25 protein-coding genes are annotated in these 26,963 nt (G+C 37.4%); 8 read left to right on the top strand and 17 right to left on the bottom strand.

What is annotated here, in order from left to right:
• Window positions 1-37: 37 nt before the first annotated feature.
• Window positions 38-1,360: an RsmB/NOP family class I SAM-dependent RNA methyltransferase gene (locus H3T44_RS07670; RefSeq protein WP_232347572.1), complete on the bottom strand. Its 1,323-nt coding sequence runs from the start codon at window positions 1,358-1,360 to the stop codon at window positions 38-40.
• 292 nt (window positions 1,361-1,652) lie between these two features.
• On the opposite strand from H3T44_RS07670, the gene H3T44_RS07665 reads away from it, so the two are divergent.
• From H3T44_RS07665 to H3T44_RS07645, 5 genes are all read left to right on the top strand, one after another.
• The gene (locus H3T44_RS07665) at window positions 1,653-2,432 is read left to right on the top strand and encodes a glycosyltransferase family A protein (RefSeq protein ID WP_198196804.1); all 780 of its coding nucleotides are present in this window, start codon (window positions 1,653-1,655) and stop codon (window positions 2,430-2,432) included.
• A gap of 111 nt (window positions 2,433-2,543) precedes the next feature.
• Complete coding sequence (locus H3T44_RS07660; protein ID WP_198196803.1) at window positions 2,544-3,251, top strand: YggS family pyridoxal phosphate-dependent enzyme; 708 nt, start codon at window positions 2,544-2,546, stop codon at window positions 3,249-3,251.
• Window positions 3,252-3,308: 57 nt separating this feature from the next.
• Entirely contained in the window at window positions 3,309-5,417 is a 2,109-nt protein-coding gene (locus tag H3T44_RS07655; protein ID WP_198196802.1) for a potassium transporter Kup, read from the top strand.
• Window positions 5,417-6,616, top strand: a complete 1,200-nt coding sequence (hemW, locus tag H3T44_RS07650) for a radical SAM family heme chaperone HemW (RefSeq protein ID WP_198196801.1) — start codon at window positions 5,417-5,419, stop codon at window positions 6,614-6,616. The genes H3T44_RS07655 and hemW overlap by 1 nt, the downstream gene beginning before the upstream one ends.
• Window positions 6,617-6,635: 19 nt before the next feature.
• Window positions 6,636-7,061 (top strand): DUF1489 family protein, encoded by a 426-nt coding sequence (locus tag H3T44_RS07645; RefSeq protein WP_155566371.1) that lies wholly within the window; start codon window positions 6,636-6,638, stop codon window positions 7,059-7,061.
• Window positions 7,062-7,115: 54 nt separating this feature from the next.
• Here the strand turns inward: H3T44_RS07645 and H3T44_RS07640 are convergent, their stop codons facing one another.
• Window positions 7,116-7,322: a hypothetical protein gene (locus H3T44_RS07640; RefSeq protein ID WP_198196800.1), complete on the bottom strand. Its 207-nt coding sequence runs from the start codon at window positions 7,320-7,322 to the stop codon at window positions 7,116-7,118.
• A gap of 183 nt (window positions 7,323-7,505) precedes the next feature.
• Window positions 7,506-9,803, bottom strand: a complete 2,298-nt coding sequence (gene metE, locus H3T44_RS07635) for a 5-methyltetrahydropteroyltriglutamate--homocysteine S-methyltransferase (RefSeq protein WP_198196799.1) — start codon at window positions 9,801-9,803, stop codon at window positions 7,506-7,508.
• Between the two features lie 130 nt (window positions 9,804-9,933).
• Here metE and H3T44_RS07630 point away from each other — a divergent pair, with 130 nt between their 5' ends.
• Window positions 9,934-10,833 carry a LysR family transcriptional regulator gene (locus tag H3T44_RS07630; RefSeq protein WP_122123070.1) on the top strand — a complete coding sequence of 300 codons (900 nt, stop codon included), beginning with the start codon at window positions 9,934-9,936 and terminating at the stop codon, window positions 10,831-10,833.
• Between the two features lie 136 nt (window positions 10,834-10,969).
• Window positions 10,970-12,178 (top strand): lytic transglycosylase domain-containing protein, encoded by a 1,209-nt coding sequence (locus H3T44_RS07625; RefSeq protein WP_198196798.1) that lies wholly within the window; start codon window positions 10,970-10,972, stop codon window positions 12,176-12,178.
• 93 nt (window positions 12,179-12,271) lie between these two features.
• Here the strand turns inward: H3T44_RS07625 and H3T44_RS09240 are convergent, their stop codons facing one another.
• From H3T44_RS09240 to H3T44_RS07590, 8 genes are all read right to left on the bottom strand, one after another.
• Window positions 12,272-12,466 (bottom strand): DapH/DapD/GlmU-related protein, encoded by a 195-nt coding sequence (locus H3T44_RS09240; RefSeq protein WP_198196797.1) that lies wholly within the window; start codon window positions 12,464-12,466, stop codon window positions 12,272-12,274.
• A gap of 234 nt (window positions 12,467-12,700) precedes the next feature.
• Window positions 12,701-12,832 (bottom strand): hypothetical protein, encoded by a 132-nt coding sequence (locus H3T44_RS09160; protein WP_255552124.1) that lies wholly within the window; start codon window positions 12,830-12,832, stop codon window positions 12,701-12,703.
• Between the two features lie 46 nt (window positions 12,833-12,878).
• Window positions 12,879-13,730 (bottom strand): carboxylating nicotinate-nucleotide diphosphorylase, encoded by an 852-nt coding sequence (nadC, locus tag H3T44_RS07615; RefSeq protein WP_198196796.1) that lies wholly within the window; start codon window positions 13,728-13,730, stop codon window positions 12,879-12,881.
• A 57-nt stretch (window positions 13,731-13,787) separates the two neighbouring features.
• Window positions 13,788-15,308 (bottom strand): L-aspartate oxidase, encoded by a 1,521-nt coding sequence (locus tag H3T44_RS07610; RefSeq protein ID WP_198196795.1) that lies wholly within the window; start codon window positions 15,306-15,308, stop codon window positions 13,788-13,790.
• Window positions 15,305-16,273 (bottom strand): quinolinate synthase NadA, encoded by a 969-nt coding sequence (nadA, locus tag H3T44_RS07605; protein WP_198196794.1) that lies wholly within the window; start codon window positions 16,271-16,273, stop codon window positions 15,305-15,307. The genes H3T44_RS07610 and nadA overlap by 4 nt, the downstream gene beginning before the upstream one ends.
• 66 nt (window positions 16,274-16,339) lie before the next feature.
• Window positions 16,340-17,251 carry an NrtR DNA-binding winged helix domain-containing protein gene (locus H3T44_RS07600; protein ID WP_198196793.1) on the bottom strand — a complete coding sequence of 304 codons (912 nt, stop codon included), beginning with the start codon at window positions 17,249-17,251 and terminating at the stop codon, window positions 16,340-16,342.
• A gap of 82 nt (window positions 17,252-17,333) precedes the next feature.
• Window positions 17,334-19,064 (bottom strand): ShlB/FhaC/HecB family hemolysin secretion/activation protein, encoded by a 1,731-nt coding sequence (locus tag H3T44_RS07595; RefSeq protein WP_198196792.1) that lies wholly within the window; start codon window positions 19,062-19,064, stop codon window positions 17,334-17,336.
• A gap of 328 nt (window positions 19,065-19,392) precedes the next feature.
• A complete protein-coding gene (locus tag H3T44_RS07590) occupies window positions 19,393-19,662 on the bottom strand; it encodes a hypothetical protein (RefSeq protein ID WP_110439398.1) in 270 nt (89 codons plus the stop codon).
• A gap of 164 nt (window positions 19,663-19,826) precedes the next feature.
• Here H3T44_RS07590 and H3T44_RS07585 point away from each other — a divergent pair, with 164 nt between their 5' ends.
• The gene (locus H3T44_RS07585; protein WP_155567678.1) at window positions 19,827-20,576 is read left to right on the top strand and encodes a helix-turn-helix transcriptional regulator; all 750 of its coding nucleotides are present in this window, start codon (window positions 19,827-19,829) and stop codon (window positions 20,574-20,576) included.
• Between the two features lie 30 nt (window positions 20,577-20,606).
• Here H3T44_RS07585 and H3T44_RS07580 read toward each other — a convergent pair whose 3' ends face one another.
• The 6 genes from H3T44_RS07580 to H3T44_RS07560 form a co-directional block, all read right to left on the bottom strand.
• Window positions 20,607-21,098, bottom strand: coding sequence for a YdcF family protein (locus H3T44_RS07580; protein WP_198196791.1), 492 nt, complete (start codon window positions 21,096-21,098; stop codon window positions 20,607-20,609).
• Window positions 21,099-21,539: 441 nt separating this feature from the next.
• On the bottom strand, window positions 21,540-21,662 hold the full coding sequence (locus H3T44_RS09155) for a hypothetical protein (protein ID WP_255412383.1): 123 nt from the start codon (window positions 21,660-21,662) through the stop codon (window positions 21,540-21,542).
• A 218-nt stretch (window positions 21,663-21,880) separates the two neighbouring features.
• On the bottom strand, window positions 21,881-22,945 hold the full coding sequence (holA, locus tag H3T44_RS07575; RefSeq protein WP_198185414.1) for a DNA polymerase III subunit delta: 1,065 nt from the start codon (window positions 22,943-22,945) through the stop codon (window positions 21,881-21,883).
• Window positions 22,946-22,979: 34 nt separating this feature from the next.
• Window positions 22,980-23,696, bottom strand: coding sequence for a hypothetical protein (locus tag H3T44_RS07570; protein ID WP_155580044.1), 717 nt, complete (start codon window positions 23,694-23,696; stop codon window positions 22,980-22,982).
• The gene (leuS, locus tag H3T44_RS07565) at window positions 23,696-26,308 is read right to left on the bottom strand and encodes a leucine--tRNA ligase (RefSeq protein WP_198196790.1); all 2,613 of its coding nucleotides are present in this window, start codon (window positions 26,306-26,308) and stop codon (window positions 23,696-23,698) included. Before leuS ends, H3T44_RS07570 begins: the two co-directional genes overlap by 1 nt.
• 24 nt (window positions 26,309-26,332) lie before the next feature.
• Window positions 26,333-26,827: a DUF3576 domain-containing protein gene (locus H3T44_RS07560; protein WP_198185412.1), complete on the bottom strand. Its 495-nt coding sequence runs from the start codon at window positions 26,825-26,827 to the stop codon at window positions 26,333-26,335.
• Window positions 26,828-26,963 lie beyond the last annotated feature (136 nt).

Raw genomic sequence — 26,963 nt, 5'->3', positions numbered from 1 at the left:
CAATACAAAGATATATTTCACTTGAAATAATGTTTAATTAGTCTTCTTTTACAAAACGTGCGATAAAAAAACCATCCATTCCGCCTTTTTCTTGCCACATAGAAGGAAGCGTCCTAATCCATCCCTCTTCTGTTAATGCTTCAGTTAAAAATGGAATTTCTTTTTGTGTAAATGGTAGAGCCCTAACACCAGGTAAATTTCTAAAAAATTCTGCCTGTTCTTCTGCCTCGGAGCGCTGTAGAGAGCAAACGCTGTAAACTAATCGTCCTCCTTTTTTTAGATAACCGATCGCTGCACCAATCAACTTTCGTTGAATCTTAACAAGACTTTGAATTTCATTTTCTTTTTTTAAATGCAAAACATCTGGATGTCGTCTAAAAATACCCGTGGCAGAACAGGGGGCATCCAGTAATATCGCATCAAATTCATTTTGATAATTTAAACTTCCAGCATCACCAAGAACCAACACTGCATCCATCTGTAACCGGTTCAGATTTTCTTTCAACCGTTTTAACCGTATTGATTTTTTTTCAACCGCAACAACATTTCCCCCTGCTTGAATTAATTGTGCTGTCTTACCACCGGGTGCCGCACATAAATCAGCAACTTTTTCATTTTCCTTCACATTCAAAAGATAGGCAGGTAGAGATGCCGCCATATCCTGAATCCAGAACTGCCCCTCCTGATAACCGTCAAGCTGTTCAACCTTTACATGACAAGAATAACGCCAATGATTATTCATTAATTGCACACCTCCTTCTGGAACAGTGGCATTCGTTTTAAAATGCATATCCAAAGGGGGTTCACTATCCAACAGGGTTGCCAACTGACGAGGATTAAATCCTGCCTGATTCCATGACTTCCATAGCCATGCAGGGATATTCAAGCGATTTTGATCAAGATCCTTCAGTATGCTTGGTCCATTTTCAGAAATCCTCCTGAGAACAGCATTGACTAGACCCGTAAACTTCGCAAATCCATTATGACGCGCAAGTTCTACAGATGTATAGATAGCGGCATGTACAGGTGTTTCCAAAAAAAGAATTTGAGCCACCCCTAGCAAAATAATCCATGATACTTGCTGTGGTGGCGATCGTTTCAAAAAAGGTTCTACAAGCGCCTCTAATGTTCCTTTTTTTCTCAAGATACAGACAATTAATCGATATGCTGCTGCCTTATCCCTTTGATCAACATCAACAGGTAAAGCATTTTTTAATGCTGTTTCTAACGGAAGATGTTTCCAGTCAAATATCTGACAAACAGTATCAAAAGCAATTTGTCGAGTAGGATCATTATTTCTGTCAGATCGGATATTTTCTTTCGATGACAGATGATTCTTAATTGATATATCTTTTTTCAAAAAATTATAACTTTTCTTACTTAAAATCATTATAGTTTTAAATGAATTAAATAGTAAATATATTCACTTTCAATAAATAAAATTACTACATTGTCTGCTCCATTTTTCTGATAATCAATTTTTACCAGAATTGCGAGATTTCACCTTAACTAATTATTTATCTTTAGACTCTAACAGTAAAATATTATAAATTATCCAAAGAAATAAATCCAATATAAAAGAATTTAATCCCGAATGAATTTAAATTCATATTTAAAAACTTTATCAACATAAACCTAGAAATTATATTTAAATGAAAAATTGGACTATTCTTTTACCGTATTATAATGAAGCAACCTTTCTTCCAGGTACTCTTGAAAGCATAGCATTACAAAATTATCAAAAATTTAAACTTATTCTAATCAATAATCATTCCACAGATAATTCTGAAAAGATAGCCAGAAAATTTATGAATTTTTATCCTGCAATTGAGGTGCAGTTTATTAATGAAAAACTTCCTGGCAAAACAAATGCCTTACATACTGGATTAAATCATGTCACCACTCCTTTTGTGGCAACCATGGATGCTGATACTTACTATCCTCAACATTATTTGGAATTTTGTAATCAGATCTTTGAAAGTCACCCAGAATATTCTGCCGTGATGGCGTGTGATATTTATCAGCCCTTTAAAAATCGCAAAAGTCAAAAACGATGTCGGAAAATATATTTGAAATCAAAATTAATGCCCAAGCAATGTCATGCTGGAGGATATGCACAGACTTTTCGTACTAAAAGTTTAAAGCAGATTGGGGGATTTGATCAAAAATTATGGCCTTATGTCTTTGAAGATCATGAGGTTATTCATAGACTTTTAAAAATTAGTAAAGTTTATTACTCTCCAAAACATTGGTGTATTCCATCGGAAAGACGCACAAAACATAAAAATATTCGCTGGAGCCGCATGGAAAAGTTTCTATATGAATACACCCCTTTTTTTCTCAAGGATTGGTACTTTTATTCTTTCTTAAAAAACAGGTATATTAAGAAAAACACTTCCATTCTTCAGCTTAGACAACGGGAATGGGAATAAAACCTAATTCGTGAGGATTAATTTGAATACTTCAGTGAAAATAATCCTATTTGAAATAAATTACCGATACTGTATGATAAAATGTGTTTCTAATTATATAAAATTTATTAAATGCATGATTCAATCCAAAAAACTATAAGCCGAAATTTAAATTCTATACGGGATAAAATTCAACAGGCCGCTTGTAAAGCTGGACGTAAACCAAATGATATTCGACTTGTTGCCGTTTCAAAATTTCATCCCGTGGAATCAATATATGCAGCTTTAAAAGATAAACAGTTGATATTTGGTGAAAACCGTATTCAAGAGGCAAAAAAAAAATTTGCACCCATTTTATCGGAACAGCCAGATATTAAGCTGCACATTATAGGTTCCATCCAGAGCAATAAATTATTGGATGCCGTTAAAATCGCGGATACAATTGAAACTGTTGACCGTTTGTCAATTCTCGACCCGCTTGAAAAAGCCATTCAGAAAACAGGACGGTCCCCCACCCTTTTCATCCAAATCAATACAGGAAGAGAACCGCAAAAGGCAGGAATTTTTCCCGAAGATGCGGATCATTTTATTTCATTGTGCTGGAAACGGTTTGGATCCTCAATTCAGGGTGTAATGGGTATTCCCCCCGTTCATGAAGACCCTGTTCCTCATTTTAGAAAACTTGCCAATCTTGCCAGAAAATTTGGTCTGAATGAAATATCAATGGGAATGTCAAATGATTTTGAAACAGCCATTGCATGTGGAGCAACGTATGTTAGGGTGGGAACTGGAGTATTTGGAACACGCCCTTTAAATCCTAAAAATAATTCATTCCAATAATGAACAGCTGCAAATTTAATATTTACCGCAATCGCAACCTAGGTGGAGTAATATATCATGCTTTCTTCTCATGAGGAAAACATCAACCCTGATAATGAAGCAAACCAAGAAGAGAATGATAGTGTAAGTACGGATGATATCAATATCATCGAGGGAAAAACCCCTTCAAAAATAGAAAATGAGGATGAAACTCCATCAGATACACTTTATAAACAAGACACGATTGCGGTATTACCATCTCTGGATCAGGAAAACCAAGTTACAGAATTCGGAACCGATCAACCAGAACATAAAATCAGACCATTAAGTTTGGCTATTTTGTTGACTGTTCTGGGCGTTGTCTATGGTGATATCGGGACAAGCCCTATTTACGCCCTACGTTCCACAATTTTAGTTGTATCCAATCATCACAGCAATATTAAATCCTGGGAGGTTTTCGGTGTTGTCAGCTTAATTTTCTGGGCATTAATATTAATCGTCACAATTAAATATGTAACGCTGGTTATGCGCGCTGATCATAATGGAGAGGGTGGAATCCTTGCCTTGATGTCCTTGGCTCAACGTGTATCAAAAACAACCAGAGGAAAAATATTTCTGGGAATTGTCGGTATTGCAGGAACCTGTCTTTTTTTTGGAGATGGAATGATTACCCCGGCAATTTCAGTTTTGTCAGCAATTGAAGGTCTGGAAGTTTCTCTTCCAGAGACAAAAAATTTCATCATCCCCCTTGCCCTTATAATCCTGGTTGCATTATTCAGTTTTCAAAGCAAGGGAACTGAACATATAGGTAAAATTTTCGGTCCAATCATGCTTATATGGTTTGCGACTATAGGTTTTCTGGGTGCCTATGAGGTTCTGAAATATCCCTATATCCTTTTGGCTCTTTCTCCGCATCATGCGATTTTATTTATCATCCATCACGGTTGGATGGCGTTTATTGCCCTTGGGTCTGTCGTTTTGGCAGTAACAGGTGCTGAAGCTTTATATGCTGATATGGGACATTTTGGAAGAAATCCAATTCGTTACAGCTGGATCTGTTTTGTCCTTCCTTGTCTGACTTTAAATTACCTTGGACAAGGTGCCCTCATTCTTTCCAATGCCAAATTTCTAGAAAACCCGTTTTTCTATTTGGCTCCTCATTGGTTTAATATTCCTCTAGTTATCCTTTCCACATTTGCAACTGTTATCGCCAGTCAGGCCGGAATTTCAGGAGGATTTTCACTTGCACGCCAATTAACCCAACTTGGATATTTTCCAAGGCTGCGTATTCGACATACCAATGCACGAGAAGAGGGACAAATTTATATTCCTGAAGTCAATAATGCCTTAATGATAGGGTCCCTCTTATTGATTTTAAGTTTCCAATCCTCTGATGCATTGGCCGCTGCATACGGAATTGCAGTTACGGGAACCTTTACTTGTACCTCTATTCTTTCCTCTGTGGTTTTTAACCGTTCTTACAAATGGTCGATATACAAAGTCGCATGTACATTTGGAATTTTCTTTATCATTGATATCACTTTCTTTTCGGCAAATGCCCTGAAGATTCCACAAGGCGGGTGGGTCCCATTATTATTGGGAATTTGTTTGACCATCCTCATGACAACATGGAATAAAGGACGCACCCTGGTTTATAATAAACGGGCACAAAGTGCTTTACCAATCGCCTCATTTTTAAACCGCCTACCTCAATCCCATTTAACAAGGGTTCCTGGTATTGCCATTTTCATGACACCAGACCCTCTTTCTGTTCCAAGTTCCCTATTACATAACATTCGGCACAACAAAGTTTTACATGAACATGTATTTTTTGTAACTATTGAAAATCTGAAACAACCAGAGGCGGAACGTGGGCACCGTATTGCAATGCGACAACTCGCACCCAATATTTATCAAGTGATAATTCGATACGGATTTATGGAAATGCCTAATTTGCCCCGTGCTCTTGAACTGATGAAAACTCAACCCAACCTGAAATTCTTTGATACTTTACAAGCTTCATATTTTACAACAAGGGAACAAATTGTAAGAGCCCCTATTTCTAAAATGAGTAAATGGCGAATGAATATATTCATGTTCATGTTACGCAATGCCAGCCCGATTACCGATTTCTTAAGAATTCCCGTGGATCGGGTTGTTGAACTTTCAGTCCGTATTGCTGTTTGATGAATGAAATAAAATTATTAAATTTGGAAAAAAAGACAAGAAAACATAAGCCTGATCCCTTGGCTCTTTATATCCATTGGCCTTTTTGCCTGTCCAAATGTCCCTATTGCGATTTCAATAGCCATGTTGCCCAAATCATTCCACAGGAAACCTATGCACATGCTTTGCTTAAGGAATTACGTCATGCTATTTCAAAAATTGAAAATTATAAGTTAACCTCAATTTTTTTTGGTGGTGGCACCCCCTCTTTAATGGATCCTATAACAGTGCATAAATTGATTGATTATGCCATCAAGCATTTACCTGTTACTGAGGACCTTGAAATCACCCTTGAAGCCAATCCAACCAGTGTTGAAATCCAAAAGTTAAAAGATTTTCAACAGGCAGGTGTTAACCGCATTTCCCTTGGTATCCAAAGTCTTAACCAACAAGCACTACAAAAGTTAGGTCGTCAACATGATGCAAAGCAGGCAATTGACGCCTTAACACTTGCCAAACGCCTATTTCCGAGAATTTCCTTTGATCTTATCTATGCACGTGAGGAACAAACCCTTTCCGAATGGCAGAAAGAATTAAAAATGGCACTGGATTTGGCTCATGATCATTTATCACTCTACCAGTTAACAATAGAACCAGGAACAGTTTTTGCCAAATATGAAAAACAGGGAAAATTATCTCTCCCTGATGAAAAATTAAGTAGTGAATTATTAATTGCCACGGAAGAAATGACACATCAATATGGTATGTATAATTACGAAATTTCTAATTATGCTAAAATTGGTGCGGAAAGCAGGCACAATCTTGCCTATTGGCGTTATCAAGATTATATTGGTATTGGGCCAGGAGCACACGGCAGAATTACAGAAAATGCTGTTTTATATGCTACAGAACGTAAGAAAAATCCTAAAATTTGGCTTGAATTAGTGCAAAAAAATGGTAACGCCCTAATTATCAAGGAAGCCTTGAATTCAATCGACAAAGCCCGTGAAATGATATTAATGGGATTACGTTTGAAAGAGGGTGTTGATTCTATTGCCTTTCAAAAAAAATGCAATATGACTTTAACCAATGCAATCGATATGAAAATCTTAGAAGCGCTTGTAGAAGAAGATTATATCTTGTGGGACCAAAAACGGTTGAAAACAACCCCGACAGGAAGCATGCGATTAAATGCTATTTTAGACATCTTGGTAAAATAGGAATATTATTTTGTTACACATGATGAAAGTTGCAGTTGGTATCCAAGATATTGCGCATTTGAAAATTATTAATGAACAAATGGCCGTGAATAACAATGGAAATTCATACACTTTAACACGTTTTATGCCGAAGCAGGCCGACGAAATCTTAAAAAATGGTTCCCTATACCGGGTTATTAACGGAACTTTATGTTGCCGACAGAAAATCGTTGATTTTCTGCCAGGTCAACGGGAAAACGGAAATCCCTGCATTCAAATTATTCTTGATTCAGAAATAATTCGTACCTTTTCCATTCCAATTCGCCCTTTCCAGGGATGGCGATATCTTAAAAACACTGATGCGCCTAAGGATTTGCCATTAAGCCATACAAATATATCAGCAGAATTACCTAAAAAGCTGAGAAAAGAGTTGGAAACTCTAGGATTAATTGATCCTATTAGATAGGAAATCGATAATTAACCAATATCTATAACCCTATATGGTTTATTCTTCTGTATATTATTTCTCTTTCAAAACCTGATCAGCTTCACGATCAACGGTTTCTTCCTGTTCTTTTGTTAAATTACCTTTATGATATTCCTCAGACGCCCTTGCTTTGGCGTTCCTTGCTCTGTTTTTTGTATCCAAGGGATATTTACGCTCATCAGGCAATGCAAATTCCTGATCTGGTAAAGATTTACGTTGTTTTGATGTTAATTTAGTCATAATTACTCCCCTCCTTAAAAAAGGAAAATAACATTGAACCATTAAATATAGTTAATCATAAAACAAAATCTATTATTATTCAATTCGCCAAAAAAATTACTTTCAATCCTTCCGATATATACTTTAGAAATATATTAAATAACAATCAAGGACTGATCTTTTATTGATCAGTCCTTTTCGATACTATTTAATGTATTTTTTTTTATATTCCTCTCTCAAGATCTGCGCTGCCTGCACCATATTTTTCAATGAAGGAATAACCTCTGACCATTGACGTGTTTTCAAGCCACAATCTGGATTAATCCATAACCTTTGAACAGGAATATATTTTTCAGCCTGATGAATTAAATGAACAATTGATTCTACTGTTGGAATATTGGGAGAATGAATATCATAAACACCTGGGCCGATGCTGTTTGGATATTCAAATTCCTCAAACGCTTTTAACAGCTCCATGTGAGAACGTGAGGTTTCAATTGTAATGACATCAGCATCCATCTGGGCAATAGCAGCAATAATATCATTGAATTCCGAGTAACACATATGGGTATGAATCTGCGTTTGATCCTTTACACCATTCGCTGTTATTCTGAAAGACCGAATTGCCCAGTCCAGATATCTTTGCCATTCTGAACGACGCAGGGGTAATCCTTCCCGTAAAGCCGCCTCATCAATTTGAATAATGCGAATACCTGCCTTTTCCAAATCCAACACTTCTTGACGTATCGCCATAGCCAATTGATAACAGGTTTCCGAACGTGGCTGGTCATCTCTTACAAATGACCAGTTCAACATGGTTACAGGTCCCGTCAACATGCCCTTCATCGGTTGTGCCGTTAAAGATTGGGCGTAAGTAATCCATTCAACCGTCATTGGTTCAGGACGACTAATGTCTCCAAAGATAATCGGGGGTTTTACACATCTGGAACCGTAAGATTGAACCCAACCTTGTTGGCTAAAAACATATCCTTGTAACAATTCACCAAAATATTCCACCATATCATTCCGTTCTGGCTCGCCATGAACCAAAACATCCAATCCCAGTGATTCCTGCTGTTCGACACAATAAGCAATCGCCTCTTTCATACGATTGCCATAATCATTCAAGGAAAGTTCACCCTTACGAAATTGACTTCTGATCTGGCGTATATGCTGAGTTTGCGGGAATGAACCAATTGTGGTTGTTGGCAACAATGGCAAATTCAAGATTCTTTGCTGTAATTCCATACGATCGGCATAGGCACCTTTCCGGTTTCCCAATTCCGATGTTATCGATTGACATAGTTTTTTAATTTTATCATTATGAACTCTATTTGACTGACGCCTGTTATTCAGACAAGCCTGGTTACTAGATAATGCCTCTTTTACTGACTCTCTTCCTTCATTTAGAGCTTTAGCCAAAACAGTAATTTCATCAAGCTTTTGTATTGCAAAAGAAAGCCATGAACGAATTTCCGCATCCATTTTACTTTCACGTTCCAGATCAACAGGAACATGTAATAATGAACATGAGGGGGCCAACCACAATCGTTTTTTTAATATAGCATAGATAGGCTCTAGCCATTCAAGCGTAGCATTCAAATCCGTCTTCCAGATATTACGCCCATTAACAACTCCCAATGAAAGGACTTGTTTATCTTTTAGCTGTTTAATTATGGCAGGAATTTCATCACGCGCATTTATGGCATCAATATGAAACCCCTGCACCCCCAATTCTGGCAATAAAGCTATATTTTCTTTTAACTTTCCAAAATAGGTTGCCAACAAAATATAGATTGGTGCCTGTTTCAAAACCCTGTAGGCAGAAACAAGTGCCTTTTTCCACTCTTCTGCAAGCTCTGTCACCAAAATTGGTTCATCAAGTTGAACCCAGCTTTCCCCCTGTTCTGCCAACTCTTGCAATAATGCTTGATATTGTTCCAAAAGTGCAGGCAACAAAGCTAGTTTGTCGCTTTTATCCTGTTCTTTTCCCAACCATAAATAGGTTACTGGCCCTAACAATACAATTTTTGTTTTTAAACCTTTCTTTTTCGCTTCCTTCAATTGATCTAGTAAAATCTGGCTATTTAAAACAAACCGTGTATCCTTGGTGAATTCCGGTACAATGTAATGATAATTTGTATCAAACCATTTAGTCATCTCACCTGCCGCAACGTGACAAAGGCAAGAATTTTTTCCACCGGAACGTCCACGTGCAACCTGAAAATAATGATCTAATTTCTCCCCTTGCTGTTGTTGAATACGTGATGGAATATTACCAAAAAGAAAACTTGTATCCAGAACATGGTCATAATAGGAAAAATCCCCAACAGGAACAAGATCGAGTTTACTTTGATTCTGCCAATGACACTGCCGTAAATTTTGGGCTGTTTGTTCCAATTCACCTGAGGAAATATTTCCTTGCCAGTACGCTTCAAGCGCAAATTTCAATTCACGCTTTACACCAATTCGAGGAAATCCTAGATTATGTACTGTTACCATTTTTTATTCCTTACTTGCCTATTCAACATCAGATTTTGCTCTAAACACCCTATTCAGATAACAGCATAAAATAAAATGATATTATTTCATCGATCCATTAACTTTATTCATAGGATATAATCTTGCATTCATGATTGAAATCATTCATTTAAAAATCATTCAGGAAATCGAAACGCAAAAATCAATGACTGCCGCGGCTGTCAATTTGTGTTTGACACAATCCGCCTTAAGCCACGCCATCCGGAAACTCGAACAAAATTTGCAGGTCAGCCTATGGCGACGGGAGGGAAAATACATGCAGCTAACTCAGGCGGGGCAGGAATTATTGACGCTGGCCCATCGCATATTACCTCAGATCGAACATAATGAATCAAAATTGAAACAATATGCGCAGGGGAGTATTGGCAGTCTAAAGATTGGCATGGAATGTCATCCCTGTTATCAATGGCTGCTTAAAGTTACCTCACCCTACTTGAAACAATGGCCTCAGGTTGAACTCGATGTCAAACAAAAATTTAAATTCGGTGGTTTAGGGGCGCTACTGAATTATGAAATAGACATCTTAATAACCCCTGACCCGATTATTAAGTCTGACCTCCATTTTGAACCTGTCTTTAATTATGAACAGATCTTAATTGTTGGACCTTCACATCCCTTCCGAAATTTACCGTATATCACTCCAGAACAAATGTCCTCAGAAACTCTTTTAACTTATCCTGTAGAACCAACTCGACTGGACATATATAGTCTCTTTATGGCACCAAAGGGTATAATGCCACGTCGCCATAAAACAATTGAAACAACGGATATAATTTTACAAATGGTTGAAAATAATCGAGGCGTAACGGCTCTACCACATTGGTTGGTACAGGAAAACAAAGAACGCTTTGAAATCTTTCCTGTCAAACTGGGAAAAAAAGGGATTCCAAAACAGTTATTTATTGGAATACGCAAGGCCGACCAATTAACTAATTATCTCGATGCTTTTATTCAGCTATCCAAACAAATATCCTTTCCAATGTCGACCTGAAATACTCAAAATAAACTGTATAATCTCCAATTTCTGACCAAATATCATAGAATAGTTTTTAACAAAAATGATTATATCTGTTACCATCTGAAACTTAAATTTTATAGTCGGTATTTTTCAAAGAAATCAAAAAACCATGCAGGAAACAATTTGCAAAAATTTTTATGTTCCAATGCAATTTTTACTTTTGTTTTCCCTGCTTTGCCTCTCTGCCTGTGGTGGAGAAAAGCATTCTTATAATGGAAAAGGAGGCATTTCTTCACGATATAGCAATTACATGCCTGGCTATCCTAAAAAATGGAACCCTCCGGGTCCCCCTCTTGATCCGTGGGGTCCATATATCAATCAATCCTCACAACGTTTCAATGTTCCTGATCAATGGATACGGGCCATCATTTTACAGGAAACGAGAGGATATCAATATTATAACAAACGGCCAGTCACTTCACCTCATGGAGCAAAGGGATTGATGCAAATCAAGTCAACAACTTATAAAGATTTAGCAAAACGCTATAATTTGGGAAATGACGTATATGATCCGCATGATAATATCATGGCTGGTACGGGATATATCCGCACCTTGTATAATAAATACGGTGCTCCCGGCTTTGTTGCAGCTTACCATGGTGGACCTGGAACTTTGGATGCCTATCTAAAAAGAGGAACCGCATTGCCAAAGGCAACCAAAAACTACATGATTTCCGTCACTCCCAATCTGGGGAATTCAGTACCTATGAGTGGACCTTTTGCAATTTTTGGCGGACCTTACGCCAAAAAAAATACTCGTACCCCATTACCACTCGAGGCTTATTATTCACCGAAAACCTATAGCCCCGTTCAAATGGTTACAACAGCACAGGTTATGCCTTCTGAAAGTAAAAACGAACTTAAAAAATTCATTGTCAAAGATAATGAACATGCAATTGCATCAGACAATGCCAATGAACCTCCAATCATGATTGTTCCATCCAATTATCATCCTGCATATGATGCAAATGTCCATAACAATTCAACTTCATCCAATGCTTATTATTCAACAAAACCCAAAGCCCCTTCTATTATTCGAACCTCTCCTAGCAGTAGACATTATTATATATCAACAAAAGGTAACTGGAATATTCAGGTTGGAGCTTTTACATCCGCAGATTTAGCTAATCACGCAATTGCAATCGCAAAACAAAAAGCCGCCAGTTTACTGGTCCTGGCGTATCCAAATATTGAAACCGTTCAGAAAAACGGAAAAACATTATACCGAGCCAAATTAGGAGGATTAAGCTATGCAACAGCCTTACAGGCTTGTAATTTGCTAAAAGTAAAAAGAATGAATTGTGTTCCTGTTCAATAATACAAAATTGTAATTTTCAGTTATTTTGAATTTGTTCAATAATTTTATGGTCAATGGCGGTAGATGCATCATATATATCTTTCTATATATTTTTTATCCATTTTGCCGGCCCACCTGCATAAACACTTTTAGAGAGGGTACATTTTTAGTTACAACAGCACCGGCACCGATTATTGAAAAATCATGAATAGTAACACCAGACAAAATTGTGACATTGGAGCCTATCCAAACATGTTTTCCAATCTTAACAGGAGATGGATATATCGTACCACGATCTCTTATATCCACAAACCATGATTTAATGCAGCAATCGTAACATTCATGCCTATAGCACTGTGATCACCAATAAGGATTCCTCCCCTATCCTGAAAAGAACAATTTGTATTAAAAAATATATTTTTACCAATATGAATGTTTTTACCGAAATCAGTATAAAAAGGAGAAAATCAAACAAAAGATGAATCTACAGTTTTTCCTGTCAGACTATTGAATATATCAACGATTTCTTTTTGCGTATGAAAACTATTTGTTTAATTCCATTATTATTTTTTGCGCTTCAAAGGCACATTGGTATAACAGCTGCATCAATTCTTTCTCATTAGTGGAAATGGAATGTCCAGCCTGACAGTATGTAATGAATTCCTCCATTTGCATAAAATGATCCTTTTCCATTACTGGAAAGCTTTTATTTGTTCATCTATCACGAAATAAAATCAAGTCCTATATCGAGAATAGGTGCACTATGGGTTATCCAACCTACAGAAATCAAGTCAACACCGCTTTCAGCAATTGTCCGAGCCGTATCGGGATTGATACGCCCCGAAGCTTCTGTGATGGCACGTTGATTAACAATCGCAACCGCCTCTTTTAAAGTTTCAGGATCCATATTATCTAGCAAAACGGCATCAACACCCAATGCCATGACTTCTTTTAATTGATCCAGCGTATCCACTTCTATTTCAATTTTAACCATATGCCCTGCATTTTTTTTAGCCTGTTCAAGCGTCTTACGTATTCCACCCGCGATTGCAATATGATTGTCTTTAATCAAAACTGCATCATATAAGGCAAAACGATGGTTCATTCCACCACCACACCGCACGGCATATTTTTCCATCAGGCGTAAGCTTGGTGTTGTTTTTCTCGTACAAACAACCTGTGTTTTGGTTCCTTCAATAGATTTGACAATCTTATGAGTTACCGAGGCAATTCCAGATAGATGGCTCATGAAATTCAAGGCAGTTCTCTCACCTGTCAGAATTGCACGGGATGACCCTTCAATAATTGCTATCACATCTCCCGGCTTTAATATATCTCCATCCTTTTTCTTTAAATCTACATTAACTAATGGATCAATTAAGGTAAAAGCCATTGAAGCGATATCCACTCCTGACAATATACCAGTCTCTCTTGAAACCATCGCCACTTTGGAGTGGTGATTTTCATCAATAACTGCATTAGTGGTTATATCCCCAGCCAACCCTAGATCTTCCAATAACGCATTGCGAATAATGGGTTCAATTAGGATATGGGGCAAAGCTGGAATCGTCATAGTCACCTCTATATTCTGATAAATCTATAATATACAAACTAATTTCATATAATAACATCACAATGTCTTGGCATACTGATATGCCTGATCAAAACTGATGAAAGATCGATTGGCTTTTTCAAGCGTAGCAGGATAATCCTGTCGATAGTGTGCCCCTCGAGATTCTTTCCGCAAGAACGCACTCACTGCTATCATCAGGGCAATTTGTTCTGGATTAAGGACATATTGATCATCATATTCATTAACCAGGGTAAGAAACTGCCGAATTGCCGATCTCAAAGTATCCTCATCTCGAATGATATTTAAATCTTTCTGCATTATCTTTTTTACAATAGGTAAACGGTCAGAAATCACAATCCCAGTTTCACCTATCTCATTATCATTACTTTGAATGGAAGGATGATTATCCAAAATTGCCTTGGCTGCCCGCATGGCCATAACTGTAGCTTCCAGCAGTGAATTACTGGCCAAACGATTTGCTCCATGTAAACCCGTAGAAGCAACCTCACCCACTGCCCACAAACCTTTTACCGTTGTTTCTCCATTCAAATTTGTCATAATGCCCCCCATATGAAAATGTTCAACGGGTTTGACAGGAATCAAATCCATTGAAGGGTCAATACCGACTTGATGACATAACTGTGCAATGGTTGGAAAACGTGTCTTGAAACCTTTTCCTAAAGCCTTTCTGGCATCAAGATAAACTTTTTTACCCTGAATAGTCTGATGATAAATTGCTCTTGCCACAACATCACGGGGTGCCAATTCCTGTCCTTCTGTATTGGCCAGAATACGTTGGTTATCACTATTAACCAAAACAGCTCCTTCCCCACGAACCGCTTCGCTGATTAAAGTCTTTGGAAAAATATTTGCATCAAGTGCGGTTGGATGAAACTGAATAAATTCCAGATCAGCTAATACAGCACCAATATCAGCCGCCAAAATCAGACCTTGACCATAATTTTGCAGAGGATTTGTACTTTCCTCAAATAACCCGCCAATACCACCGGTGGCCAACACAATAGTGGATGTCACGATTGACCTGAATTGACCTTCTATTTGGGTTATTACTCCCCTTATTTTATTTTTATCCTTTAGAAGACGAACCGCAATGGTGTTTTCCATTACAGTTATTGAGGGGGTTCGCAAGACCGCCTCTGTCAACGCTTTGATAATACCCCGCCCGGAAGCGTCTCCATCAATATGAAAAATTCTCCGATGACTATGTGCACCCTCTAACCCGAGCCTAGGCCTGCCATGGCGATCATGATCAAAAATAACACCATATTTCTCCAATACTTCAATTGCCATTCTTCCATCGTCCAATATGGTGGCGACAGCTTTTTGATCACATAATCCCGCTCCAGCCCTTAAAGTATCCTCTATATGCGCGGAGCTGTCTTTCTCTTCATGACTGGCCGCCGCAATTCCACCTTGCGCATAAATACTGGATGTCTCCTGTCCTATCTTTCCCTGCGTCAAAAGCAAAACCGGCAATGGCGCAAGTTGTAATGCCGTCATTAATCCAGCCAATCCACTGCCAATCACGACAACAGGTGACTGCATAATGTTTTTCATATTTCCAACATCCTTTTGATGGAAAGGCGTGCCTTATCAGCAATAGATGGATCAATCGTGATTTCATATTTATTTTCTTCCAACGACGTCAAAATATTATCCAATGTGATACGCTGCATATGAGGACATAGATTACATACACGAATAAATTTGATATCTGGATGTACTACTGCCAGATTGTCACTCATTGAACATTCAGTCAGCAAAATCACTTCATCAGATCTTTTTTGCTTGATGAAATCTGACATCTCGGCCGTAGATCCAGAAAAATCAGCCGCTTCAGTCACCTTAGGAGGGGATTCAGGATGCACCAGGATTGCAGCCTCTGGATATTCAGCTTTCAACTGCTTGATTTCCTGTGGTGTAAATCGTTCATGAACTTCACAATGCCCCTTCCATGTCAGAATCTCGACGTTGGTTTGTTTTGCAACATTTTGTGCCAGATACTCATCAGGAATCATGATGACCCTCGGAACTCCAAGCGCTTCAACAACCTTTTTGGCGTTCCCTGATGTACAACAAATATCCGAAACCGCTTTAACCGCCGCTGAAGTATTCACATACGTAATAATAGGAATACCTGGATATTTCTTACGTAATCCCATGACGTCCTCTGCCGTAATAGATTCAGCCAAAGAACAACCAGCCTTCAAGTCGGGAATAAGAACTGTTTTATCAGGGTTGAGTAATTTTGTCGTTTCTGCCATAAAATGTACGCCTGCCACAACAATGACATCCGCGTCAATTTTTTCAGCCTCCCGTGCCAAAGCAAGACTATCACCAACGATATCAGCAACCGTATGGAAAATTTTTGGAATTTGATAATTATGCGCCAGAATAACCGCATTACGTTCTTTTTTTAGCTGGTTAACACGTTGAATTTTTTTTGTTAAACTCATTCGTTCCGGGGCAGCAGCAATTCTGCCCAGTTTATTTTCTAAATAATCAGGTAGTCCCTGCCGCATGTCACTCTCCTTTTATACTCAACTTGAGTATATATATGCCATTTTATCCTTAAAATACAAAGAATGTCAATTCCTTACCAATGGCAATTTTGATCCAGACATTGCTCTGGCATCAACAATTGACTTTTGGTACCTAAAAAGTTTTGCTGGTCTGCCACGATACTGGTCAGTAATATGACCAGTCTCCTCAATCAAATTCTGTTGTTCAATCATTCGCCTAAAATTAGACTTGTGCAAAGAACGCCCTATGATACGTTCAATGGTTTTTTGCAATTGCAACAAAGTGAATTCTGTCGGCATTAGTTCAAATACCAGGGCCTTGTATTTGATTTGTGCCCTTAACCGCGCAATTGCTGTAGCTAAAATCCGTCGATGATCAGCAAACATACCCTGACCAGCAAAATCTTTCCTTTCTAGATATCTATTCCCTGCTTCCGGAACCATGCCTGCCTCATATAACAATTCATAGCGCTGTAAAATAAGATCTTCATTCCAGGCATATCCATTCAGACCAAATAAGAATTCAATACGACGTTTTGTTTGTTCCGTATCTTCCGTTTTCCGGCTCTGCCATTCATATAAAGCCCCGACCATTGTTTCTCGTATATTTTTTACAGCTGGTTTTAACTCATTTTCCCATGGAAAATATTCATACCAATCATGCCATTCCGTTTCGTTTAGACTGAAATCTTGATGACGCACAAGTCCAAGATAGCTAATCGAAATGCTTCGAACTTGAGGTTGATTGTATATGCGGTCTTGATCGGCAAAAGTATAAAGTTGTTCCAAAAAACCGACGGGATAACGTGTTTGTTGATGAATCCAAGTACGTAATCCTGCTTGTAAACTTTGATGCCCCGGTTCAAAAGAACCAGATGGAAGCGTTGATCCCTTATTAATTGTCATAACATAAGGCATATAATCTATAATTGATACCAACACAGCAATCAATTCGGTCTGGGTCAAGGCTGCAGGCATATATTTCCTTTATCCATTTATCTTGTTAAATTCATTGTTAAATAATGATATTTTAAAGAAAATTCTTAATCTATAAAAAAATTTAAAGACTTATACCAAACGCAAAACCAGCAATCCATCCTTCTGGGGCAAGAATAGAAGGGGTAAAGGCATGCGTCACCGATGCATCCCACATAAAAATTCCATCTTTTTTTCTTAACCCTATTCCTCCACTCCCGATATTACCAACTTTTGGCTTGTCAACATGATAAGGGGTAGCATAGACGGCTCGTGTCATTCCTGCATCCAAAGAACCGTAGAGCTCTGACTTATCCAGAAAAAAATCGCAAAAAGCCTGATAGTCTCCACAGTGCATATCATTCGTTGGTAAAGTCCAAGAAAGATCATTCCGAATATAAACACCGGCATTACCAGCCAAATTCTGACGTATAAATCCCCTTACTGTATATGGTCCCCCAATCTGCATCTGCTCGTTATCATATTGACTTTTGTCGCTATATTCACCATGCACAAAAGTATGCCAAGTCAGCGATTTTGTTATAGGCTGATCTCCCTGTATATCCAGGATAAATTTAACAAATCGCGTATGTGGTGCATATTTTCCTGAATTATTTATCCAGGTCTTGGTCATTAATCCATTTAATCCAATTTTAGTTCCCAGATTAATATACCATACCCGATCCCACAATTTGGTATATTCACTTAAAGTTATATTTAACATTGACAAACGTGCGCTTTTATAATTTTCACGAATATGATTTCTATAATTAATGAAGGATTTCGTTTGATAGGAAATAATTAAAGAAGTTACACCAATTAAATCCCTGGTTAAAACCCTGGAAATTCCGACATGAAAATCCTTCTGTGTTACATCTTCACGATGCAGCGCGATTTTTGGTCCATCATGATACATATCATCTGAACGCCACCATCCACACCATAATAACCACGGACCCATTGGAACGGAACCCTCCATGGAAAAAAACGAATTATGTCCCAACCTCTGTCGATTATTCAACGAATGATCATATTCAAATGACCACATATCTAATACACCAAAAAGATCAGTAACAATAAAATTCGATCGACCTATTGTTCTGGCTGAAATGCTTTGCCCATTGTTATCCGTACTCATCTTGCCATGAATTAAACCCGCTTTTGGAGTTTTCACCTCAACAATAGAAGTATTATCCTGATGACCTTTATTGATTTTTAATGAGGTTTTCCAATTAGGTAAACGATTCATGTTATCCAATCCCTGTTTCAAATCATTCAGATCCAAAACATTACCAGCAATCCATGGAAAAGCCGTCATTTCATGAAATCGTTCAGGAGTTCCTGTAAAATTGAAATTTTCAATCCTGCCTTCAATAATAACAATACGCAAATGACCAGAAGATAAATCTTGTTGTGGCAGGTATGCCCTTGTCGTCAAAAAATTGGTTTTAAGATAAGCCTGATTTAAAATATTTAAAATTGTATTTATATCCGAAACAGTTAAACAATGATGATTCCATTTTTTAATGATATGGTCTATTTTTTCTTTTGAAAGACTGTACGGATTTTCAATATCAATATTATTGATTTTTACACAACCCTTGATCTGAGGCTTGAATTTTTCGCCCTGATTAACTGAAATATCGTTGGATAAAGGCAATTCCATATCCATTAATTCCTGCCTTTGACGATATCCTTGATATTGCAATGAATTATAATACTGGTTATTACCAAAACCGTAAGCCTTGTTATGTAAACATAAAAAGCTTAAGCAATAGATCAATATAGTGTTAAAAACTAACGATCGTCTATTCATTAATATATTCACTCAATAATTTCAGGCATTAAATTATTATTTAACAAAAGTAAATAAACTAATTGAGGTAATAATTATAAGAGTGAAATACATAAATAATAAATTATATTCAATATAATTATTATCAATAATAAAAAATAAATTAAAATATAAATTATTTGTTTATTATAATTAATAATTCTTTAATAAAAAGAATAGATTACTATATTAAAATAATAGTATATATAAATTTTCAATAAACCTTTTATATATACTATTTCAACCAACGAATGGTATAAGATTTTGATATAAAACAGCTATACATACAAATAATGTTGAATATTATAATTTATTCACCAATCGTTGAGGCGCAATAAACCTGTGTCTTAGGACGATTATTTGTATAAGCATCAGCCTCATAAATAGCCTGATTATTACAAAAAGATATATTTTTAAAATGAATATATAATGGTGAGGATCCTAACATTAATTCAATCCATAGCTCTTTTTGCAATTCGTTAATATCCTCATCAATATACGGAACAATTGCCAAACGGTTATTTTTTTGGAAAGGGTCAAAATCAATACATACTTTTTTTAAAAATAATTTTTCAGTCATTTTATATCCTTTTATAATTATATTTCTTTTAAATTATTAATATATTTATAATTATCATTATTACAAAACATTAAATAGTAAATATAGTAATTAATACAAATAAAATTGTTTTTTACAATAAAAAAAGTAGAGATTTTTAGAGAAAAATAAATAAATTGATCTTTATGATCAATTATAATGAAAAACGATACAAAAATATTATAGGTAAAAATGTAGAACGGTATCGTTTGAAAAACAGCTATACACAAGAAAACCTAGCTGATATTGTAGGATGTAAACAGCAAACAATTAACAGTATTGAAAAAGGCAGAATTAAACGCAGCAAATATCTGCCATATATCGCCAGCGCATTGGGCGTAAATATAGCTGACTTGGATCCTGATCTTAACAAAGATCAAAATAAAAGAGCCTTTGAATTGACCCATTCCAACAATCACAAGGAAAATATCAATAGCGATATAAATACGGTAAATATTCATGATGTCATAAATGAACATAAACCGACATCAAATTATTTGAAAAAAATAAACAGTGACATTCCTATATTCGCCACCATCAAGGAACTTGACAATTATTTCTTAATTACAAATACACCTGTAGAATATATTCCACGACCCCATCTGGTTAACCTTGAGAAAGATGCATTTGGAATTATAATCGGCAATCATGCTATGTATCCCCTATTCCGTGTTGGCGATGTAATTGTTGTTCATCCACGGAAAACAGTAAAAGAACATGATGTCTGCATTTTTATTGGCTATGAAAATGGATTAATGATTTACACTATTGGAGAGTTAATTCACGAGGATGCGTTATCATGGACGGTAAGACAATATAAGCTCTATTGTAATTTTTCCCTTCCGAAAACGGTTTGGAAGAAATGTAATGCAATTATTATAAAAATTTTCAGATGATCATTATTGTCTACCTGCAATTTTCAAAAATTATTTTAATTTTAACCAGTAAAACAAATAGGCTACTATCTCTCTATTCAAAGAAAAAATATCCCGCCATGAATTATAACGCGGAGCCGATTGACCTTTCAATGGCATGCCCGCCTGTTTAAAAGCCAGTTGTATTCTGGGTAGATGATAATACTGAGATATTGCAATAACTGACTTAAAATGTTGCTTGGTGCATAATTCAACCACATTTCTGACAGTTGCTTTTGTATTAACCCCTTTTTCATCAAGAATAACCGCTTCACGGGGTATATTCTGAGTAAGTAAGTAATCGGCCATAACCTTAGCCTCATTATATCCTTCTTTTCCCAATCCCCCGCTAACAAAAATTAAAGAGGCCACATGTTTACGATATACAAACACCGTCTCATCTAAACGTGCTTTCAATCCAGCACTTGGAGTACCATCCTCATTAATTTTGGTACCAAAAACCACAAGTAAATCAGCATTATCAATCTTTTTGCGACTACCCAAAAAAACAATAGCTATTATTATAGTTATGTAAAAAAATAAGATTATTAAAAACGTTCTGTAATTTAGCAGCATAATATAAATTTATTGATTTCAAACTATTACATTATACGTTAATTCCATTTAAATATTAAGAAAATCTTTTTTGATCCAGATAAGAACAGATTCCTTTAAAAAATATAATAACCAGCTGTCATTAGGCAATCAAATAATTATTATCACCAAACTAATCTTGCCAATTTTATTTAACCAAAAAATATTCAAGGATATAAATTCCCATTCTATCCAACTGAACGTTCTGAATCGGTTAAGATAATTTGTACCCACTTTTGCACCCACTTTTTATCGCATAATCTGTCATGAACTGGCAAGAATATGATAGATAAATATGTATTTTTTAGGAAAAACAAGGGATTTGTCAGGAATTGGCAACATCTGGCATATTCAAATGGTGTCCGCGGCGGGATTCGAACCCACGGCCCCAGGATTCATCTCACCACGATTTTCATCGCCATTGATTGTGAAATTTACAATCAATGTTTGTAAGCTGGACTGTCTCTTTACCATAGAAATATTTCCGTAGGTACCACCCGTACAGTCTCTACACCTTTCTGTTAAATTCAAAACAGACTTGGCTCGGGATTGGCATGATCGTTCTTGATCGAAGCGTTCCCCGAATTAGAGTGGATTCATCTTACTGTTTCCAAATAAGATGCCCAATATTTAGGAATCCTGTGCTCTATCCTGCTGAGCTACGCAGACACTATGCCTCTTTTACCCTGTCTTTATAAATTTGAAAAGAGTTCCTTTAAATTCATTACCATTTTTTTATCCTTAACCATCTGGGCAATCATCAACATAAACTGTCGACATAATGTTTCACCCGGCACAGCAGTTTGCTTGTTTAAAAGTTCCAGATACTGAACTTGTCTGGCAAGATCCAATAATCGTTCTTTATTCCAATAGGTCATTGCCCTTTGAAAATCATTGGCACGCTTGAAAAAAATTGGTGGATTTAATTTTCCCATTGCAGATTTCAGGGACAATCCATCTTCTTCCATCATGATTCTAACCTGCATCATACGATCATTTAAATATAAAAGTCCACGAATAAGCGCAATCAAGGTAATCCCTTCCTTAAGTCCCCGATTTAACGTACGATCTGCAACAATTGTTTGCCCCGTCATAACCGCATATAAAATATCCTCTACAGAATATTCATTACTATCCCCCAAGACCTGTTCAACAGCTTCAATTGTAATTTCTGCCTCATCTCCAACAAAAAGTAATAGCTTTTCTATCTCATTACGAATAAGAATTCGATCTCCACCTAACATTGCCAATAAATATCGGAATGCATCCGGGGAAATCTTCTTTTTCCCCAATAGTGAATGAACAGTTTCTTCCAATGAGCGTCCAGTCTCTGCATAACACGCAATTGCCGCCATTAATGGATGTTTTTCAGCCAAGATCCGCAAGGGAGAACGAGTGGAAAGACTGCCCGCTTCAATAACAATCACTGAATCCAAATGAGATAAATTTTCTTTGTTCAAATAAGAAGCGCAAAAAATTTCAAGTTTTTTAGCTAAATTATCCGATGCATCTCTTACCCATACAGCACGTTGCCCACCCATCAAAGATAAGGCTGTCGCCTCTTCAACCAAACGGTCATGATTTTCCTTATCCAAAACAGCAACAAGAAAAGGATCGTTCAAACTATTGGCAATTTTTTTTACCAAGCGGCTGGCACGTTCTCGTACCAATCCTGTATTTTCTCCATAAATCAGATATACACGAAATTGATTGATATCTTGAAAAATACTTGTAATTTTTCGTGCATCGATTTTCATGAAATATTGATACCCTTATTTCATCTTTTATCCATTACTTATCTGAAGGCATTTCATCTTCTGTCATATTATCCATTCCAACAGGAATCATGGTATTTCGACCAGTAGCCATTGCTGGCATTCCATCACTTCCCGCTGATTGAGTCTGTGCTCCACTTGTTCCAGGCATCATGCTTGGTAACATATACTGCGCCTTGGGTGTATTCGGAACTTTACTTGTTTCTTGAAAAGAATCATTATGCCTGAACCAGACAGCAACTTGTTGCGTAACTTCATTCGCCAAATTCTGAGCAACACGAGTTTGCGCGGTTTCATCATTCAACGTCTGAGCAAAATATTGTTCAAAAGTAATATTATAACCATCCATTGTCTGCGCATCACCCTGTGCCAAAATGACTGGATTAACAGATATGGTTTTCAATATCCAATGCGCATTCCCGGTCATTCTTGCCCGACCCGAAGAATTGTCATAATGAATATCAATCGCTTCTTCACTTAAAGACGGGGTTACATCCAACTCATATGTTTTTGGATCTTCAGGCCCATCCCCTGCCATATTCTGTTGTAAAAACTGCCGAATTTGCTGACCAAAACGATCATTCAAAACAGGAATATAAACTTTTTTCAATTCCTTATTGGTATCCAATGTAGCCGTTTTTTTATAGACAGGATGAAAACCACATCCTGCCAATAAAATTGCAAACCACAAGGGAACACTGGATTTTTTAAGGAATATAGTTAATGATTTCATCAGTTTACCACAAAATTAACGATTTTATTAGGCACATAAATTGTCTTTAAAACCGTTTTTCCTTCCAAAAATTTAGAAACTGTTTTCTCCCGCTGTGCCAATTGGATTATCTTTTCTTTTTCCATATCCGGAGCAACCTCAATCGTTCCCCGTAACTTGCCCTTTATTTGCACAGCAATAACCACTTTTGTCGCGGTTAACAAAGCTTCATCCGCTTTAGGCCATTCACTTTCAGCCAACAATTTGTGATCTTCAAAAAGATGAGACATCATTTCTTCCGCCATATGCGGAATTAACGGACTGGAAAGTCGACATAACATCATGGCAGCTTCACGACGGGCAAAATCCATTCCCGGTTCACCCGATTTTTTTTCTGCATCAGCCAGAGCATTGGTTAATTCGCGCAATCTTGCAATCGCAACATTCATAGCAAAATTATCCAATGATTCTGTTACCGCAACAATAGTGTGATGGGCCAAGCGTCGCAATTGATCCGCATTTTCCGAAAATGTATCAGGCAAAACAACCAGCACTGGAACCTGTTGTGATACCGTTACAACCAAACGGTATAAACGTTGCAGGTAACGGGAAGTAGCCATTACCCCTTCCTCTGTCCATTCCATGTCCCTTTCGGGAGGATTATCTGACAATATGAACCAACGTGCCGTATCAGCACCAAAACGTTCAATAATTGCAGATGGTGGAATCGTGTTTTTCTTGGACTTTGACATTTTTTCAACACGACCAATCTTAACAGTTTCGCCGGTATCACGTAAAACAGCTTTATTCCCTGTTTTTTTTACTTCGTCAGGAAAAATCCACTCGCCTTGTGCATCTTGATAACTTTCATGCATCACCATACCCTGAGTAAATAAAGCTTTAAAAGGCTCATCAACACTTACATACTCCATTTGTTTCATGGCTCGTGTAAAGAAACGCGCATATAGCAAATGTAATATCGCATGCTCAATTCCGCCAATATACTGATCTACCGGCATCCAACGATGAACAGCCTCCTTTTCTGTCGGGGTTTCGGCATAAGGCGCTGTAAATCGTGCAAAATACCAGGAACTATCTACAAATGTATCGCATGTATCGGTTTCTCTCTGGGCAGCTCCATGACAATGGGGACATTCAACATGTTTCCAGCTTGGATGATTATCCAACGGATTTCCGGATAAAGAGAAATCAACATCCTCTGGTAACTGAACCGGCAACTGGTCTTCTGGAACAGGGACTATTCCGCATTTTGGACAATGAATAACAGGTATTGGACAACCCCAATAACGCTGACGGGAAATTCCCCAATCCCTTAAACGCCAGTTTACCACTTTTTCACCAATGCCCAATTTTTCCAATTCCGCTATTGCCACATCCTTGGCTTTGACTGTTGGCAATCCATCTAAGAATCCAGAATTTACAGCAATTCCCTGATCTGTATATGCAGTCTCGGTAACCTTAAAAGTTTCAGAGGTTTCTCCTTTCGGAACAACAACTGTCTTGAAATCAATTTTATATTTGCGTGCAAAATCCAAATCCCGCTGATCACCACAGGGACAGGCAAATATTGCACCCGTTCCATAGTCCATCAATACGAAATTGGCAATCCAGATTGGAAATTCCTGATCAGGCATAAAAGGGTGCCGAATTTTCAGGCCAGTATCGACCCCTCTTTTTTCAGCTTTCTCAATTGCCTCTTCTGAAGTGCCCAACTGATGACATTCGGCTATGAAATCAGCCACTCCGCGATTTGTCTTTGCCAATTTAGCCGCCATCGGGTGATCAGGTGAAATAGCAACGAATGCCATACCAAACAGGGTATCCGGACGGGTTGTAAATATTTCCAAAACGTTCAAACTAGATTCAAAATCTGCTGGCAAATTCAGAACCTCAAAACGCACTTTTGCCCCTTCGGATCTTCCTAGCCACCGCTCTTGCATCGCTTTCACACGATCAGGCCAGTCATTTAGTGTATTCAATCCATCTAATAAAGGCTGTGCAAAATCCGTAATTTTCAAAAACCACTGGAAAAGCTGTTTTTTTACAATTGGAGCTCCAGAACGCCATCCCTTGCCATCAATTACCTGTTCGTTAGCCAACACAGTTTGATCAACAGGATCCCAATTCACCCAACTTTCGCGACGCTCAACCAGGCCTTCTTCCAGCAAGCTTAAAAACAATTTTTGTTGCTGACCATAATATTCGGGCTGACACGTAGCAAATTCTCTGTCCCAGTTTAGGGAAAAGCCCAATCTTTTGAGTTCTTCCCGCATGGCGGCAATATTTTCCATAGTCCATTTAACAGGAGAAACACCATGACTTTTGGCAGCATTTTCAGCTGGAAGACCAAAAGCATCCCATCCCATAGGATGTAATACGCTATAGCCCCTTGCCCGCTTGTATCGAGCGACAACATCCCCCAATGTATAATTTCTTACATGCCCCATATGCAACTGTCCGGATGGATATGGAAACATTTCCAAGACATAATATTTTGGCAATTCAGAATTAGGTACATTGGGTACATCAAACAAATGACGTTTTGCCCATTGCTGTTGCCAATAAAATTCTACACGTTGAAAATCATACGATGATGGAGTGGAATTATTCATGTTAGTCTATCAAATATATTAAATTTACTTAAGTTTATCAGCACGCAACTGACGTGCGCGCACCTGAATTTTACTGGTAAGATCTGAAGCTGTATGAGAGGTTACAGGCGCATCGACCCACTGTCCGTTTTCCTTTATCTGACGATGAACAACAACACTGATCGAATCCGATCTCAACCGTCGGTCAAGTACAGTGCAAACAACTTGAAATCTTTCAGAATTGGATGGAACAGGCTGATACCAATCCGTTATAATGCTTCCCCCCACAGCATCAGCTGAAAGCATGGGCATAAAAGCCAACGTATCCAATGCCGCACGCCATAAATAAGCGTTAACACCACCTGCCAGACTATCATCCCCACCTGTGGCTGAACGATCCACACCAACAAGATGGTTTTCGGGCAAAATCAGATCCCGTTCTTTTTTATGACTGGAACAAGCTACAAGCCCCAGACTTAAAGCACTGACCATTACCAAAGAACGGGAAAAAGAGAATGAAGCAATTAAATTCTTCGTCATGTAGCCTCTCCAATGATTATTAAGGCAGCTTGTGAATTTATTCCTATTCGCATTTTGCCTTTTGTACATCAATAAAACGGAAATATTACAATAATAATAGGTTTTCTTATACAGATTTTTATACGTTTTTTAAATC

This window comes from Commensalibacter sp. M0355 (assembly GCF_016101365.1).
Classification (GTDB): domain Bacteria; phylum Pseudomonadota; class Alphaproteobacteria; order Acetobacterales; family Acetobacteraceae; genus Commensalibacter; species Commensalibacter melissae.
Note: the sequence above shows the minus strand (reverse complement) of the source record. Positions and strands in the feature narration are given on the sequence as shown.